Source organism: Haemophilus parainfluenzae (genome assembly GCF_014931415.1).
Classification (GTDB): Bacteria; Pseudomonadota; Gammaproteobacteria; order Enterobacterales; family Pasteurellaceae; genus Haemophilus_D; species Haemophilus_D parainfluenzae_AF.
In genome coordinates this window covers 1,880,552-1,894,357 of record NZ_CP063121.1, presented here as the reverse complement: position 1 = coordinate 1,894,357, position 13,806 = coordinate 1,880,552, and the positions used below count along the sequence as shown (strand labels likewise).

13 protein-coding genes are annotated in these 13,806 nt (G+C 39.5%); 8 read left to right on the top strand and 5 right to left on the bottom strand.

Annotation, left to right across the window (positions count from 1 at the left end; genetic code table 11):
* Positions 1-14: 14 nt before the first annotated feature.
* Genes nrdR through yfbR form a run of 4 tightly spaced genes read left to right on the top strand, consistent with a single transcriptional unit; the run spans position 15 to position 3,225 of the window.
* The gene (gene nrdR / locus INP93_RS09195) at positions 15-464 is read left to right on the top strand and encodes a transcriptional regulator NrdR (RefSeq protein WP_005695670.1); all 450 of its coding nucleotides are present in this window, start codon (positions 15-17) and stop codon (positions 462-464) included.
* Between the two features lies 1 nt (position 465).
* Positions 466-1,596 carry a bifunctional diaminohydroxyphosphoribosylaminopyrimidine deaminase/5-amino-6-(5-phosphoribosylamino)uracil reductase RibD gene (gene ribD / locus INP93_RS09190; protein WP_197544741.1) on the top strand — a complete coding sequence of 377 codons (1,131 nt, stop codon included), beginning with the start codon at positions 466-468 and terminating at the stop codon, positions 1,594-1,596.
* A gap of 3 nt (positions 1,597-1,599) precedes the next feature.
* A complete protein-coding gene (gene degS / locus INP93_RS09185; RefSeq protein ID WP_178161221.1) occupies positions 1,600-2,622 on the top strand; it encodes an outer membrane-stress sensor serine endopeptidase DegS in 1,023 nt (340 codons plus the stop codon).
* 6 nt (positions 2,623-2,628) lie between these two features.
* Positions 2,629-3,225: a 5'-deoxynucleotidase gene (gene yfbR / locus INP93_RS09180; protein ID WP_049366094.1), complete on the top strand. Its 597-nt coding sequence runs from the start codon at positions 2,629-2,631 to the stop codon at positions 3,223-3,225.
* Between the two features lie 51 nt (positions 3,226-3,276).
* On the opposite strand, the gene modE is transcribed toward yfbR, so the two are convergent.
* A complete protein-coding gene (modE, locus tag INP93_RS09175; RefSeq protein ID WP_197545339.1) occupies positions 3,277-4,044 on the bottom strand; it encodes a molybdenum-dependent transcriptional regulator ModE in 768 nt (255 codons plus the stop codon).
* A 137-nt stretch (positions 4,045-4,181) separates the two neighbouring features.
* Here modE and modA point away from each other — a divergent pair, with 137 nt between their 5' ends.
* The 3 genes from modA to modC all read left to right on the top strand — a co-directional run bounded on the left by modA (position 4,182) and on the right by modC (position 6,795).
* Complete coding sequence (modA, locus tag INP93_RS09170) at positions 4,182-4,943, top strand: molybdate ABC transporter substrate-binding protein (RefSeq protein WP_420026356.1); 762 nt, start codon at positions 4,182-4,184, stop codon at positions 4,941-4,943.
* A 120-nt stretch (positions 4,944-5,063) separates the two neighbouring features.
* The gene (modB, locus tag INP93_RS09165; protein WP_070868100.1) at positions 5,064-5,753 is read left to right on the top strand and encodes a molybdate ABC transporter permease subunit; all 690 of its coding nucleotides are present in this window, start codon (positions 5,064-5,066) and stop codon (positions 5,751-5,753) included.
* Positions 5,740-6,795: a molybdenum ABC transporter ATP-binding protein ModC gene (modC, locus tag INP93_RS09160; RefSeq protein WP_070592391.1), complete on the top strand. Its 1,056-nt coding sequence runs from the start codon at positions 5,740-5,742 to the stop codon at positions 6,793-6,795. The genes modB and modC overlap by 14 nt, the downstream gene beginning before the upstream one ends.
* A 59-nt stretch (positions 6,796-6,854) precedes the next feature.
* Here modC and dnaJ read toward each other — a convergent pair whose 3' ends face one another.
* The 4 genes from dnaJ to dnaK all read right to left on the bottom strand — a co-directional run bounded on the left by dnaJ (position 6,855) and on the right by dnaK (position 12,006).
* Complete coding sequence (gene dnaJ / locus INP93_RS09155; RefSeq protein WP_197544740.1) at positions 6,855-7,991, bottom strand: molecular chaperone DnaJ; 1,137 nt, start codon at positions 7,989-7,991, stop codon at positions 6,855-6,857.
* A 251-nt stretch (positions 7,992-8,242) separates the two neighbouring features.
* Positions 8,243-9,511 carry an O-acetylhomoserine aminocarboxypropyltransferase/cysteine synthase family protein gene (locus tag INP93_RS09150; RefSeq protein WP_197544739.1) on the bottom strand — a complete coding sequence of 423 codons (1,269 nt, stop codon included), beginning with the start codon at positions 9,509-9,511 and terminating at the stop codon, positions 8,243-8,245.
* Between the two features lie 74 nt (positions 9,512-9,585).
* Positions 9,586-9,984, bottom strand: a complete 399-nt coding sequence (locus INP93_RS09145; protein ID WP_197544738.1) for a GyrI-like domain-containing protein — start codon at positions 9,982-9,984, stop codon at positions 9,586-9,588.
* Between the two features lie 120 nt (positions 9,985-10,104).
* Positions 10,105-12,006: a molecular chaperone DnaK gene (gene dnaK, locus INP93_RS09140; protein WP_178161232.1), complete on the bottom strand. Its 1,902-nt coding sequence runs from the start codon at positions 12,004-12,006 to the stop codon at positions 10,105-10,107.
* Positions 12,007-12,276: 270 nt separating this feature from the next.
* On the opposite strand from dnaK, the gene INP93_RS09135 reads away from it, so the two are divergent.
* The gene (locus tag INP93_RS09135) at positions 12,277-13,776 is read left to right on the top strand and encodes a YdgA family protein (RefSeq protein ID WP_197544737.1); all 1,500 of its coding nucleotides are present in this window, start codon (positions 12,277-12,279) and stop codon (positions 13,774-13,776) included.
* Positions 13,777-13,806: the final 30 nt, after the last annotated feature.

The following is a 13,806-nucleotide window of genomic DNA, read 5'->3' as shown; positions in this document are numbered from 1 at the left end:
GAAAAGGAGCTAAAATGCGTTGTCCGTTTTGTTCAACTGAAGAAACTAAGGTAATTGACAGCCGTTTGGTTTCTGATGGGTATCAAGTGCGTCGTCGTCGGGAATGCGGGAATTGTCATGAACGCTTTACCACCTTTGAAACAGCCGAATTAGTGGTGCCAAAAATTATTAAAAATGATGGGTCACGCGAGCCGTTTAATGAAGATAAATTGCGTAGCGGCATTCAACATGCGTTAGAAAAACGCCCTGTAAGTTCCGATGATGTGGAAAAAGCCATCAGCCATATTATTATCCAATTACGTGCGACAGGTGAGCGCGAAGTGCCAAGTCATCTCGTGGGTAAATTAGCCATGAATGAGCTGAAAGAATTAGATAAAGTGGCGTATATCCGTTTTGCGTCCGTTTATTTGAGCTTTGATAATATCAATGAATTCACCAAAGAAATTGAAAGCTTAAAGGATTAGTATGAATGACACCTTTTCCCCTGATGACGTGAAATTTATGCAACTGGCTCTTGAGCTTGCGGCAAAAGGTCAGTACACCACCGCGCCGAATCCATCCGTAGGATGTGTGTTAGTTAAAAACGGTGAAATTGTCGGGAAAGGATTTCATTTTAAAGCCGGTCAGCCTCATGCAGAGCGAATGGCGTTGGCCGATGCCGGTGAGAAAGCGAAAGGCGCAACCGCTTATGTGACGCTTGAGCCTTGTTCTCATTATGGTCGCACACCGCCCTGTGCATTAGGTTTAATTGAAGCAGGAGTCAGTCGAGTTGTTGCAGCTATGGCCGATCCTAATCCTCAAGTGGCGGGTAAGGGCTTAAAAATGTTAGCCGATGCAGGCATACCAAGTGCGGTCAATTTATTGAACGAACAAGCAGAAGCCTTAAATAAAGGTTTTCTCAAACGTATGCGAACTGGCAAGCCTTATGTACAGCTGAAATTAGCCATGAGTTTAGATGGTCGAACAGCTATGGCAAGCGGTGAAAGTAAATGGATCACTGGTGACGTAGCCCGTGCGGATGTACAAAAAATGCGAGCCAAAGCAACCGCACTTTTATCTACAAGTGCTACTGTGTTAGCCGATGATCCAAGCTTGAACGTGCGTTGGAATCAATTTCCCGATGATCTAAAAGCGGAATATGCCGAAGAAACCGTGCGTCAGCCTATTCGTATAATCTTAGATTCTAAAAATCGAGTTCAACCAAGCCATCAATTATTCCATACCCATTCGCCAGTTTGGCTTGTGGGTTCAATTCCACGAGATATGTCTGTATTCCCTGATTTCTGTGAGCAAATTTTACTGCCAGAAAACTATGATTTTGATCTATTGATGGCAGAATTAGGCAAGAGACAAGTGAATTCCGTTTGGGTTGAAGCCGGCGCCAATTTAGCGGGTAGCTTGATTGAACAACATGCTGTAGATGAATTAATCATTTATGTCGCCCCAAAACTCTTGGGAGATAACGCTCGAGGATTATGCCAACTCCCGCATTTGGAAAAACTTGCGGATGCCCCATTGTGGCAACTGCAAGAATGTGAAAGAATTGGGGATGATTTAAAGCTCAGTTATTTACCTAATTTATTAATAAAAGAATAAAAAATGTTTAAAAAACTTTTCCACTCCGCCCTTTGGGGGCTTGCTGCGGCAGGTGTTATTTTATTTGCCGTTCCTAAGCTTAATAACAGCAGCCTTTTTTCTGCTGATGATATCGTTTCGTTTAATAGTGCCGTGAGAATTGCTTCTCCAGCCGTGGTGAACGTGTACAACCGCTCTTTTTCTTCTGCTAGCATTAATGACAGTGATCAATTACAGGTAAATAACTTAGGTTCTGGCGTGATTATGACAAAAGACGGTTATATTCTCACTAATAAACACGTTATTCAAAATGCCGATCAAATTGTGGTGGCACTGCAAAACGGCAATATTTATGAAGCGAATTTAATCGGTTCGGATAATTTGACGGATCTTGCGGTATTAAAAATTAAAGCAACCAATCTTTCTACGATTCCACAAAATAAAGAACGTCAAGTGCGTGTTGGTGATATTGCTCTGGCTATTGGTAACCCATATAACCTTGGACAAAGTGTTTCCCAAGGGATTATCAGTGCGGTAGGACGTAGTGCCGTAGGGGATTCTTTAGGTCGTCAAAACTTTATTCAAACTGATGCATCAATTAACCGTGGCAACTCTGGTGGAGCGTTGATTAACTCTGCTGGCGAATTAGTGGGGATCAGCACGTTAAGTATTGGTAAAACAGCCAATGAAATTGCGGAAGGTCTGAATTTTGCGATTCCAATTAGCATTGCTAATGATGTGTTGTATAAAATTATCCGAGATGGACGTGTAATTCGAGGTTACTTTGGCGTACAAAGTGAAATCACTGCTAATTCAAACGGTGGTATTGTGATTACAGGCGTGACAGCGAATAGCCCGGCAGCGAAAGCAGGCATCCAAGTCGGTGATGTGATTTTACGTTTAAATAAACAAGATAACTTATCTATTCGTGAAATGATGCAAATTATTAGTGATACTAAACCAAATACGGAAGTCATCATCACAATTTCTCGCTTAGGTAAAGTGATTGATCTCCCTGTGATTATTGAAGAGTTGCCGTCTAATTAAGGATATATTGTGGAAGTTAAAACCAGTCACTTTTTCGCTTGTTTAGATCGTCTTCGCTTAATTCAGCGTTGGTCATTGATGCGCAATATTGAAAAGGAAAACTTAGCAGAGCATAGTCTGCAAGTTGCCTTTGTAGCACAAGCCTTAGCCATTATTAAAAATCAATTTTTTGGTGGGGAAGTGAATCCTGAGCGTATTGCGGTGATGGCAATGTATCATGATACTTCTGAAATTTTTACTGGTGATTTGCCAACCCCAATTAAGTATTTCAATTCTGAAATAACTCATGCTTATAAAGACATTGAAGCGGCAGCCGAATTACATTTAATTAGCTTGCTTCCGACTGAGTTGCAAGATAGTTTTGCGCCATACTTAGATAGTGAGCAATTTAGCCCAGAAGAAAAGCATTTAGTAAAACAAGCAGATTTGATTTGTGCTTATATCAAGGCTCAATTTGAATTAGAGCATGGTAACCATGAATTTAAAACAGCGAAAAAACGTTTAGAAAATCTAATGGAACAATGGCACAGTCAAGAAATGGATTATTTTTTACAGGTCTTTTTGCCGAGTTTTGGGCGCTCGATTGATGAGATAGCGTTATAAATTAAAATAAAAAAGTGCGGTTAATTTTAACCGCACTTTTTGTTTCTAGGGTTATTTCAATGTTGCCAAAATAATCTGTTCTGGATCCACGTGTAACCACACTTCTTGTCCCACTTCCCAACCATCTTTGCTATGAATACTCGCACAAAATTCAATTGAGCTGTCCTTTATTTGCAAAATGGCTTCTTCATTCTGCATTGAAAGAATTGTTGCTTGGAAGAGGTTATTTTTTTCTTCTAATGGGGTGGTACTAATTTTCACCCAAGGGGCTTTAAACATGACCATCACTTCTTTTTCAGTAATGAGTCTGAGGCGCTCAGCACTGCGCATTGTGATTGAAACATGTAATGGATGAGCTAAATCCTGAATGTTTACTGCAACAATGCAGCGGGAGTCCACAATATGTTGGCTTGCCACTTTCCCGAAAAATTGATTGCGCGCGCTACTTTGTAAGGAGAATTTTGCCGTTGCTGAAAGGAGGCTGTTTAGTGGGATCGTCTCATCTTGCAGAATATGGAACGCGTGCTCTTGTGTTTGTTCGAGCAAATCGTAAAGCTGTAGCAAACGTTCTGCGTAAGTCGTTAATGATGTACCGCCCCCATTTTTCCCACCGATATTACGTTCTAAAAGCGGTTTTGGGCTGATTTTATTCATCGCTTCAAGGTGATCCCAAGCACTTTTATAGCTCACTTTGGCATTTTTGGCCGCTTGGTTGATTGAGCCACATTCTTTAATTTCTTTTAAGAGGCGAACACGTTTTGGATCAATAAATAATTCTTGATGAAGTTTGATCGTCAGTAAAATTTCAGTTTGTTTCATCATCTCCTCCTAATACACAATTCTGTTTATTTTACTTGATCTTTAAGTTTTTCTGTATGCTTATTTAAAAATTCAAGTTATAATTTACTCGTAGTATATTTTTTTATATATAGTTTCATTTATATAGGAGATAAATAATGAAATTAACTAAATTTGCAACTGCACTTTTAATTGCAGGCATGGGAGTATCTTTTGCGGCATCAGCAAAAGTGACAGTGTTTGCAGCAGCTTCAATGACTGATGCGTTACAACAAATTGCGGATCAATACCAAACTGAAAAGCCAAATAATACCGTCGTTTTCTCTTTTGCTTCTTCTTCTACTCTTGCAAAACAAGTTGAAGAAGGTGCACCTGCAGACTTATTTATTTCAGCTAGCAACAAATGGATGAAATATTTATCAGATAAAAATCTCACTGTAAAAGAAACTGAAAAAGTATTAGCGGGTAATGAATTAGTGTTAATTGCACCAGCCAAAAGTGCAGCTAATTCAGTGGATATTGCCAAAGGTGAATGGATTAAAGGCTTAAAAGACAGCTATTTATCTGTGGGTGATCCAGCGCATGTTCCTGCAGGACAGTATGCTGAAGAGTCATTAACCAAATTGAATTTATGGGATCAAGTTAAAGATAAATTAGCGCGTGCGAAAGACGTACGTGGCGCGTTAGCCTTAGTTGAACGCGCTGAAGCGCCTTACGGTATAGTGTATAGCACTGATGCAAAAGTGAGTAAAGACGTGAAAGCAGTAGGTGTATTCCCGAAAGACAGTTATAAAGCGGTTGAATATCCGGTTGCGATTTTAAAAGATCATGACAACGCGGATACCCGTGATTTTCTCAATTACTTAGAATCGAGTGCTGCGAAAAAAATATTTGTTGAATATGGTTTCTCTGTGAAATAATGAGCCAGACTTTATAAAGAAAGGACAGGAAACTGTCCTTTTTGTTATCTCTAAAGAAATTTCGTCATATCGATATATACACAAGGAAATATTTTGCTCTCTTGGTTTCAATTAAGCCCGATGGAATGGGATGCGATTCACTTAAGCATGAGTGTCGCATTGAGTTCTATGCTTTGGAGTTTGCCCTTCGCAATTTTTATCGCTTGGTTGCTGGCTCGTAAGGAATTTTACGGTAAGTCGCTGGTTACAGGAATTATTCATCTGCCTTTGGTGTTACCGCCGGTGGTTATCGGTTATTTATTATTAGTCGCCATGGGACGTAATGGCTTTATTGGCAAGTATTTATATCAATGGTTTGGCTTATCCTTCGGCTTTAGTTGGAAGGGGGCGGTATTAGCTTCAGCCGTGGTGGCATTTCCATTGGTTGTGCGGGCGATACGTCTTTCCTTAGAAAGCATTGATTTTAAATTAGAGCAAGCCGCACAAACGCTTGGTGCTTCGCCTTGGCGAGTCTTTTTTACAATCACGTTGCCTCTTTCTTTACCTGGCGTATTGGCGGGTTTAGTATTAGGTTTTGCTCGTTCTTTAGGTGAGTTTGGTGCAACTATTACTTTCGTTTCCAATATCGCAGGAGAAACTCAAACCATTCCTTTAGCGATGTATTCATTTATCCAAACACCAGGCGCAGAAGCACAAACTGCACGACTTTGCTTGTTTGCGGTGATCCTTTCATTAATTTCTTTATTGCTTTCCGAAACCTTAAGTAAACGGATGCAGAAAAAATTGGGGCAAGGCGATGCTACACATTAATGTACAACAACAATTAGGTCGCCTGACCTTACGTGCGGATCTGCAACTGCCAACTCAAGGTGTGACGGCGATTTTTGGTTTGTCAGGTTCGGGGAAAACCTCATTGATTAATTTGGTGAGTGGTTTAACTCATCCCGATCAAGGATTTATTCGTTTAAATGACCGTACTTTGGTGGATGTGGAGAACGGTGAGAATCTCCCCGTGCATCAGCGCAAAATCGGTTATGTATTCCAAGATGCGCGTTTATTCCCGCATTACAATGTCAAAGGCAATTTACGTTATGGCATGAAGAATGTCAGCCATGAAGATTTTGACTATATCGTTCAGCTACTTGGTATTGAACCGTTGCTCAAACGCTATCCGCTTACTTTATCGGGAGGCGAAAAACAACGTGTGGCGATTGGGCGAGCCTTATTAACGGATCCGGATATTTTATTAATGGATGAACCGCTTTCTGCTTTAGATGTGCCTCGCAAACGTGAGCTTATGCAATATCTGGAAAGTCTATCCAAAGAAATTAATGTGCCGATTTTATATGTGACGCACAGTTTGGACGAATTATTACGTTTGGCCGATCGCGTGGTGCTGATGGAAAATGGTAAAGTGAAAGCCTATGACACCTTAGAAAATGTCTGGAACAGTCCGTTATTTGCCCCTTGGAAAGGCGAATCAGAGCAGAGTAGTGTGTTGGCGTTGCCTGTCTATTTACATAATCCAACCTATAAAATGACCGCACTTTCTTTGGGCGAACAACAGCTTTGGATAAACGAAGTGCATCATCAAGCGAATGAAAAAGTGCGCGTCTGTATTTATAGTTCCGATGTATCACTCACTCTCAGCAAGCCTGAGCAAACGAGTATTCGTAATATCTTACGTGGGCAAATTGTACAAATCGTTCCGCAAGAGAATCGCATTGATATTGCGGTGTTGGTGGAAGGGCATAAAGTTTGGGCAAGTATCAGTAAATGGGCGTTTAATGAATTGCATTTCGCTCAAGGCATGGATGTTTATGTGCAAATAAAAGCGATTTCAGTCGTATAAAGTAAAAGTGCGGTCAATTTCAAAACAGTTTTAAAATTGACCGCACTTTTTGTTTAGGCTTACTTACCTAAGTTATCAAAGAATTTCTTCACACCGTCTAAAAAGCTTGAAGATTTCGGACTATGCGATTTTTGTCCTTTCAAACTTTCTTCCAGTTTTTCTAATAATTCTTTTTGTTCTTTATTTAAGTTCACCGGTGTTTCAATCACTACGCGACAAATGAGATCGCCTGCGTAGCCGCTACGAGTAGAGCTCACCCCTTTACCACGCATACGGAAGAGTTTGCCTGTTTGGGTTTCAGCAGGGATTTTGAGTTTCACTTTACCGTCTAAGGTTGGAACTTCAATTTCACCACCTAACGCAGCCATTGAGAAACTGATTGGCACTTCGCAGTAGAGGTTATTGCCATCACGTTCAAAGATATGATGTTCTTTAACGTGAATAACCACATATAAATCACCTGCTGGAGCACCATTTTCGCCCGCTGCACCTTCACCGCTTAAACGTAATTGGTTGCCGGTATCCACACCTGCAGGGATTTTAACGGAAAGGTTTTTCTTCTTGTGAACACGACCTTCGCCATGGCAGCTTTTACATGGTTTTTCAATTTTCTTACCAGAACCATGACAAGTAGGACAAACCGCTTCAGTTACGAAGAAACCTTGTTGGCGACGAATACGACCTGAGCCATGACAGCTTGGGCATGTCTCAACTTTTGATCCTTTTTCTGCGCCTGTACCATCGCAGCTATCACAGTGAGCAAGGGTATTAATCTGGATATCTTTGGTTGTACCTTTTACGGCTTCTTCTAACGTAATTTGGATGTCATAACGTAAATCTTCACCGCGTACTACACGCTGGCGACCGCGTCCGCCACCGCCAAAGATATCGCCGAACATATCACCAAAAATATCACCAAAATCAGCGCCGCTGAATCCACCACCGAAGCCGCCGCCTCCCATGCCGCCTTGTTCAAAGGCTGCGTGACCATATTGATCGTAAGCAGTGCGTTTTTCTTTATCACCTAAAATTTCATAGGCTTCTTGGATTTCTTTAAATTTTTCTTCTTTGGCTTTATCACCTTTGGTTCTATCAGGGTGATATTGCATGGCGAGTTTTTTGTAAGCACGTTTAATTGCTTTTTCATCTGCGCCACGTTCAACACCAAGAACGTCGTAATAATCTTTCTTTGCCATAATGTTTTCGTTTTCCGTTTAAAAATATAAATTTAAAAAATTTTATTTTGTTATTGTGTGGTACTGCATTAACAACATACCTAACAATAAAAATGATGCCGAAGGCAGAAATATCAAGGGTAAATACGTTAATTTATACTTGTTTTTGTTTGCTCACTATTAAGATAAGTAAACAAATAAAAATAAGCGATAAGCTGAATGCTTTTATCTCTCTATTTAAAGTGGCAGGCAATTTGCCTGCCTTATAATACTTATTTCGCTGCAGCGAATGCTTGCTCTAAGTCAGCTAAAATATCTTGGATATTTTCAATACCGCAAGAGAGACGAATAAGTCCTGCAGAAATACCTGCTTTTTCTAACTCAGCTTCATTTAATTGGCGGTGTGTTGAAGTCGCTGGATGTAACGCACAAGTCCGAATATCCGCAACGTGTACTTCACGTGAGGTCATTTGCAATGCGTTTAACCATTTTGCTGCGGTTTCTTTGCCACCTTTAATCTCAAAGGAAATGACACCACACAAACCGTTAGGTAAGTATTTTTGTTTGAGTGCATAGTCTGGTGAGCTCGATAAGCCAGGGTAATTCACTTTAGCGACTTGCGGATGTTTTTCTAAAAACTCGGCTACGGCTTGTGCATTTTCATAATGACGTTGCATACGAAGTGCAAGGGTTTCCATACCGACATTCAATAAGAAGCTATTTTGTGGGGCTGGCGCTGCACCTAAATCACGCATTAATTGAACACGCGCTTTGACAATATAAGCTGCAGGACCAAAAGCTTCTGTATAAACTAAACCGTGATAAGTTTGGTCTGGCGTGCTTAATTGCGGATATTTGCCGTTATTCCAATTAAAGTTACCACCATCAGTAATGGATCCACCTAAGGCAATAGCATGGCCATCTAAATATTTAGATGTGCTGTGAATGACTATGTTTGCGCCAAATTCGATTGGGCGACAAAAATAGGGCGTTGCAAAGGTGTTATCAACTAATAATGGCGCCTCTGCAGCTTTCGCTAGGGCAGCAAATTTTTCAATATCCAATACACGTAAAGCGGGGTTTGCAATGGTTTCAGCAAAGACAGCTTTTGTATTTGGACGAATCGCTTTTTTGAGTTCTTCAAGCGGTAAGTCTTGATCCACAAAACTCACGTCAATGCCCATTTTTTTGAATGTATGGGCAAATAAATTGTAAGTGCCGCCATACACATAAGAAGAGGAAATGAAATGATCGCCCGCTTCTAAAATATTCAGCATTGCATAGAAAACTGCAGATTGACCAGAAGCAGTACACATTGTTGCAACGCCACCTTCAAGTGCCGTAATTTTTTCTTCCACAGCATTTGTCGTTGGGTTTGCTAGGCGCGTATAAAAATAGCCAGTCGCTTGTAAATCAAATAATTTACCGATTTCTTCTGCCGAATCGTAGGTATAAGTGGTGCTTTGTACAATAGGTTGAACACGTGGTTCTCCATTTTTAGGACTATAACCGGCATGGAGACATTTTGTTTCGAATTTCATTATTTTTCCCTTTAGTTGTGTTTGTTTGGGGGTAAAGTGCGGTCGTTTTTTATAAAATTTTATGCACTTTGAGCTTAGCAATGAGGTTCAACAGCAATATAAATTTCTACCAAACCATCAGGGTGGTGTTTTTCAAAATCCACCGAATAAGCCCGCTTAAGTAAACCTTGTTGTTCTTTTTTCCAGATTAGTTGCCATGTTTGATAAATTTCATCTACTTTGCAACGAAAAACTTCGTAGCAACTCAAATCTTCAATTTCAATCACTGGGATATCTGTTTCTGATACTACTTCACTTGCAATCGCAAAATCATAGTCTGCTTGGTAATTCGTAGCATAATTAAAATAAATGCTATAACAATAGTGACCTTGTGGTAGTTTATCTAGATTGTTTTGCCAAAGGGACGGAATTATCTCATCTGCTATGTTGTTATTTAAGCGTTGTTGTACGATTGGGTAGAGTTTTAACACCATTTATCCTCCTGGTTTATTTTTCCTGATTTCACTTTTTTAAATAAAGTCAGGAAAAACGGCATTTAATGAATATGCCAAAAGGGCGTATTGCTACGCCCTTTAATTTTGGTTCAAGTGAAATTATTTATTGTCTTTCACTTCTTCAAACTCTGCATCAACAACATCATCATTTGGTTTGCTGTTGCTTTGAGCTTGTTGTGCATCACCTTGTGGTTGAGCCGCTTGAGCAAGTTTTTGAGCCACTTCTGCAAGCGCTTGAAGTTTAGCTTCGATTGCTGCTTTATCTTCACCTTTCGCTGCAGTTTCTAAATCGCTTAATGCGCTTTCAATTGCGGCACGATCTTCAGCTGGAACTTTGTCACCTGCTTCTTCTAATTGTTTACGTGTGCTGTGTACAAGGTGATCTGCTTGGTTACGAGCTTGTACTAATTCTTCAAATTTACGGTCTGCTTCAGCGTTTGCTTCTGCATCACGAACCATTTTTTGAATTTCTTCATCACTTAAACCTGAAGAGGCTTTGATGGTGATTTGTTGTTCTTTACCCGTACCTTTATCTTTCGCAGAAACATGGATAATACCGTCAGCGTCGATATCAAAGGTTACTTCAATTTGTGGCATACCGCGTGGAGCAGGGTTGATGCCTTCAAGGTTGAATTGACCTAAAGATTTATTCGCTGATGCTTGTTTACGTTCACCTTGTAACACGTGAATGGTTACTGCACTTTGGTTATCTTCTGCTGTTGAGAATACTTGCGATTTTTTAGTTGGAATCGTCGTGTTTTTCTCAATTAAGGTAGTCATCACGCCACCCATGGTTTCGATACCTAAAGATAAAGGTGTTACGTCTAACAATAATACATCAGTTACATCACCCGCTAATACACCACCTTGAACTGCTGCACCGATAGCAACGGCTTCATCAGGGTTCACATCTTTACGAGGTGCTTTACCGAAGAATTCTTCTACTTTTTGTTGTACTAATGGCATACGGGTTTGACCGCCCACTAAGATAACATCATCAATTTGTGATGCACTTAAGCCAGCATCGTTTAATGCAACTTTTACAGGTTCAAGTGATTTCGCCACTAAATCTTCTACTAAAGATTCTAATTTAGCGCGAGTTAATTTAATGTTTAAGTGTTTAGGACCTGTTGCATCTGCAGTGATGTAAGGTAAGTTAACATCAGTTTGTTGTGCAGAAGAAAGTTCAATTTTCGCTTTTTCACCTGCTTCTTTTAAACGTTGCATTGCAAGTGGGTCGTTACGTAAGTCAACGCCTTGTTCTTTTTTGAACTCATCCACTAAGTAGTTGATAACACGGTTATCGAAGTCTTCACCACCTAAGTGAGTATCACCATTGGTTGCTAATACTTCGAAGGTTTTTTCGCCACCTACTTCATCAATTTCGATGATAGATAAGTCGAATGTACCACCACCTAAGTCATAAACAGCGATAGTTTTGTTGCCTTGACCTTTATCTAAACCATAAGCTAATGCTGCAGCTGTAGGTTCGTTGATAATACGTTTAACTTCTAAGCCTGCGATACGACCCGCATCTTTTGTTGCTTGACGTTGAGCATCGTTAAAGTATGCTGGAACAGTGATTACTGCTTCAGTTACTGGCTCACCTAAGAAGTCTTCTGCAGTTTTCTTCATTTTTTTCAATACTTCTGCAGAAATTTGTGGTGGTGCAAGTTTGTCACCTTTTACATTTACCCATGCATCACCATTGTCTGCTTTGGTGATTTCAAATGGCATAATGTCGATATCACGTTTTACTTCAGCATCATCAAAACGACGACCAATTAAACGTTTGATTGCGAATAATGTATTTTTCGGGTTAGTCACCGCTTGGCGTTTTGCTGGTTGACCGACTAAAATTTCGTTATCATTTGTATAAGCGATAATTGACGGGGTAGTACGATCGCCTTCTGCGTTTTCAATTACGCGTGGTTTATCGCCATCCATTACTGCCACACAAGAGTTTGTTGTACCTAAGTCAATACCAATAATTTTTCCCATTTTGTTACTCCTAAGTAAAATTTTAAATTCGTTGTAAATCATTACGATGAATAAGATGTGGATACTTTTTCGCATTTCAAGAGGTAAGATTTAAAATTTTTTTCTTCCTGTTAAAGTGCGGTCATTTCCGTTCTTGTTTTACAAAATAAGTCCAGAGATGAGAAGTTCAAGGGGGGATATAAAATTATTTTTTAAAAATAAGAAAAAAATTGTGATTTGTGGTAAATTGCCAGCAATTTTAATCATCTATTAGTTAGCAAAGGAATCAAAATGAAAAAATCAACTGTAGCATTAGGTGTCATTGTTGCCCTTGGCGTTGTAGGCGTCGGTGGTGCATGGTTTACTGGAGAAAAAGCACAAACTGAATATTTACGCCAAATTGAATTAGCGAACCAAAAATTACAAAGTTTAGGTTTGTCAGATTCAGTGAATCTTGTTTATAAAAACAAGCAATTTGATCGCAGTTTCTTTACTTCTCAGGTAGAAGATGAGGTAGTTATTTCTTTACCGAAAGAAGGGCAAGTATTTACTATCCCACTTTCAACTAAGCTTTATCATGGACCATTTCCACTTAATCAGTTGGAAAAATTTAACTTCGTACCAACAATGTTTTCAGCACAAGGTGTGATTGGTAAAAATGAAACAACTCAGCCGCTATTTGATTTTCTTAAATCAGATAAACCTGTTCAATATCAAGCTTCGACTAGCTATAGTTTAGCAACAAAAGGTAAAGTTGAATTAGCAGCTGGGGAAATGACAGATCCTCACTCACCGCAAAATAAGATCTCATGGTCAAATATCAACATTGGTTTTGATGTAGATAAAGATCGAGCGGGGAAATATGACATGACCTTAGACGAAGTGACTGCTGATTTAGGCCCTAGTAGTGCAGATGGGGATAGCCAGGACGCTACTGCAGTTAAGTCGGTAAAAACGAAGATGAAGGGCATGAAATTGGATGCCTCATTCAATCCTACAAAATGGGCTTACATTTATACGGGGAAAGGTTCTTATTCAACTGAAAGCTTCGAAATGACGAGCACGGACTATGCTGGAAAAACGACTTCTCTTATTGAAAAAGGCTTAAATGCCACATCTGATATTTCACTTAATGGTGATTTTGTAAACTTAAAAAGTGAGAGTGCAGTAGATTCATTTGTTCTAGATGGAAAAGAGTTAGGGAAGTTAACTAACAATAGCGAGTTAAATCATATTGAAGCAAATGCAGCAAATGCGTTGATTGAAGCTCTTTTCACGGTATTTAAGTCTGTTAGAGATGATAAAAATGTGAATGATGAAGTGGTATCTGAAATTTTAAGTTCATGGGTTGAAGAGCATGGTATGGCTATTTTTAATAATCAGCCTCAACTTAAACTCAACCCAGTATCAATTTCAGATAATCAAGGTAAAGTGTCATTAGATCTCAATGTGGCATTAGCGAAAGATCCAAAATTTGATTTAATGAAAGGAAGTTTATATAAACAATTTACGGATTTTGCGGTGCATATTCATGTAGATAAAGCGACAGCAGAAAAAATCATGACACAATTTGCTCCAGAAGAAGATAAAGCGTTGATTAAAGAGAAAATTGAAGAGCAAGCCAAACAAGCAGCAGCACAAAATATTGTGGTGAATAACGATAAAAATGTGACGCTTGCCTTAGTACTTGAAAAAGGCGAATTAAAACTTAATGGTCAAGTGATTCCAGAAGAGCAGGTGCAAGGCGTACTATTTATGTTGATCATGAGCGCGGCAATGCAAGGTAAGTAATTGACGAGTAAATAAACAGAAAGGAGATAA

Excerpts from the sequence above, each read along its gene's own strand:
- modC (WP_070592391.1), top strand. The coding sequence starts at position 5,740 with ATGCTACACATTAATGTACAACAACAATTAGGTCGCCTGACCTTACGT.
- nrdR (WP_005695670.1), top strand. The coding sequence starts at position 15 with ATGCGTTGTCCGTTTTGTTCAACTGAAGAAACTAAGGTAATTGACAGC.
- INP93_RS09135 (WP_197544737.1), top strand. The coding sequence starts at position 12,277 with ATGAAAAAATCAACTGTAGCATTAGGTGTCATTGTTGCCCTTGGCGTT.
- degS (WP_178161221.1), top strand. The coding sequence starts at position 1,600 with ATGTTTAAAAAACTTTTCCACTCCGCCCTTTGGGGGCTTGCTGCGGCA.
- dnaK (WP_178161232.1), bottom strand. The coding sequence starts at position 12,006 with ATGGGAAAAATTATTGGTATTGACTTAGGTACAACAAACTCTTGTGTG.
- modA (WP_420026356.1), top strand. The coding sequence starts at position 4,182 with ATGAAATTAACTAAATTTGCAACTGCACTTTTAATTGCAGGCATGGGA.
- dnaJ (WP_197544740.1), bottom strand. The coding sequence starts at position 7,991 with ATGGCAAAGAAAGATTATTACGACGTTCTTGGTGTTGAACGTGGCGCA.
- modE (WP_197545339.1), bottom strand. The coding sequence starts at position 4,044 with ATGAAACAAACTGAAATTTTACTGACGATCAAACTTCATCAAGAATTA.
- ribD (WP_197544741.1), top strand. The coding sequence starts at position 466 with ATGAATGACACCTTTTCCCCTGATGACGTGAAATTTATGCAACTGGCT.
- modB (WP_070868100.1), top strand. The coding sequence starts at position 5,064 with ATGGAATGGGATGCGATTCACTTAAGCATGAGTGTCGCATTGAGTTCT.
- INP93_RS09145 (WP_197544738.1), bottom strand. The coding sequence starts at position 9,984 with ATGGTGTTAAAACTCTACCCAATCGTACAACAACGCTTAAATAACAAC.
- INP93_RS09150 (WP_197544739.1), bottom strand. The coding sequence starts at position 9,511 with ATGAAATTCGAAACAAAATGTCTCCATGCCGGTTATAGTCCTAAAAAT.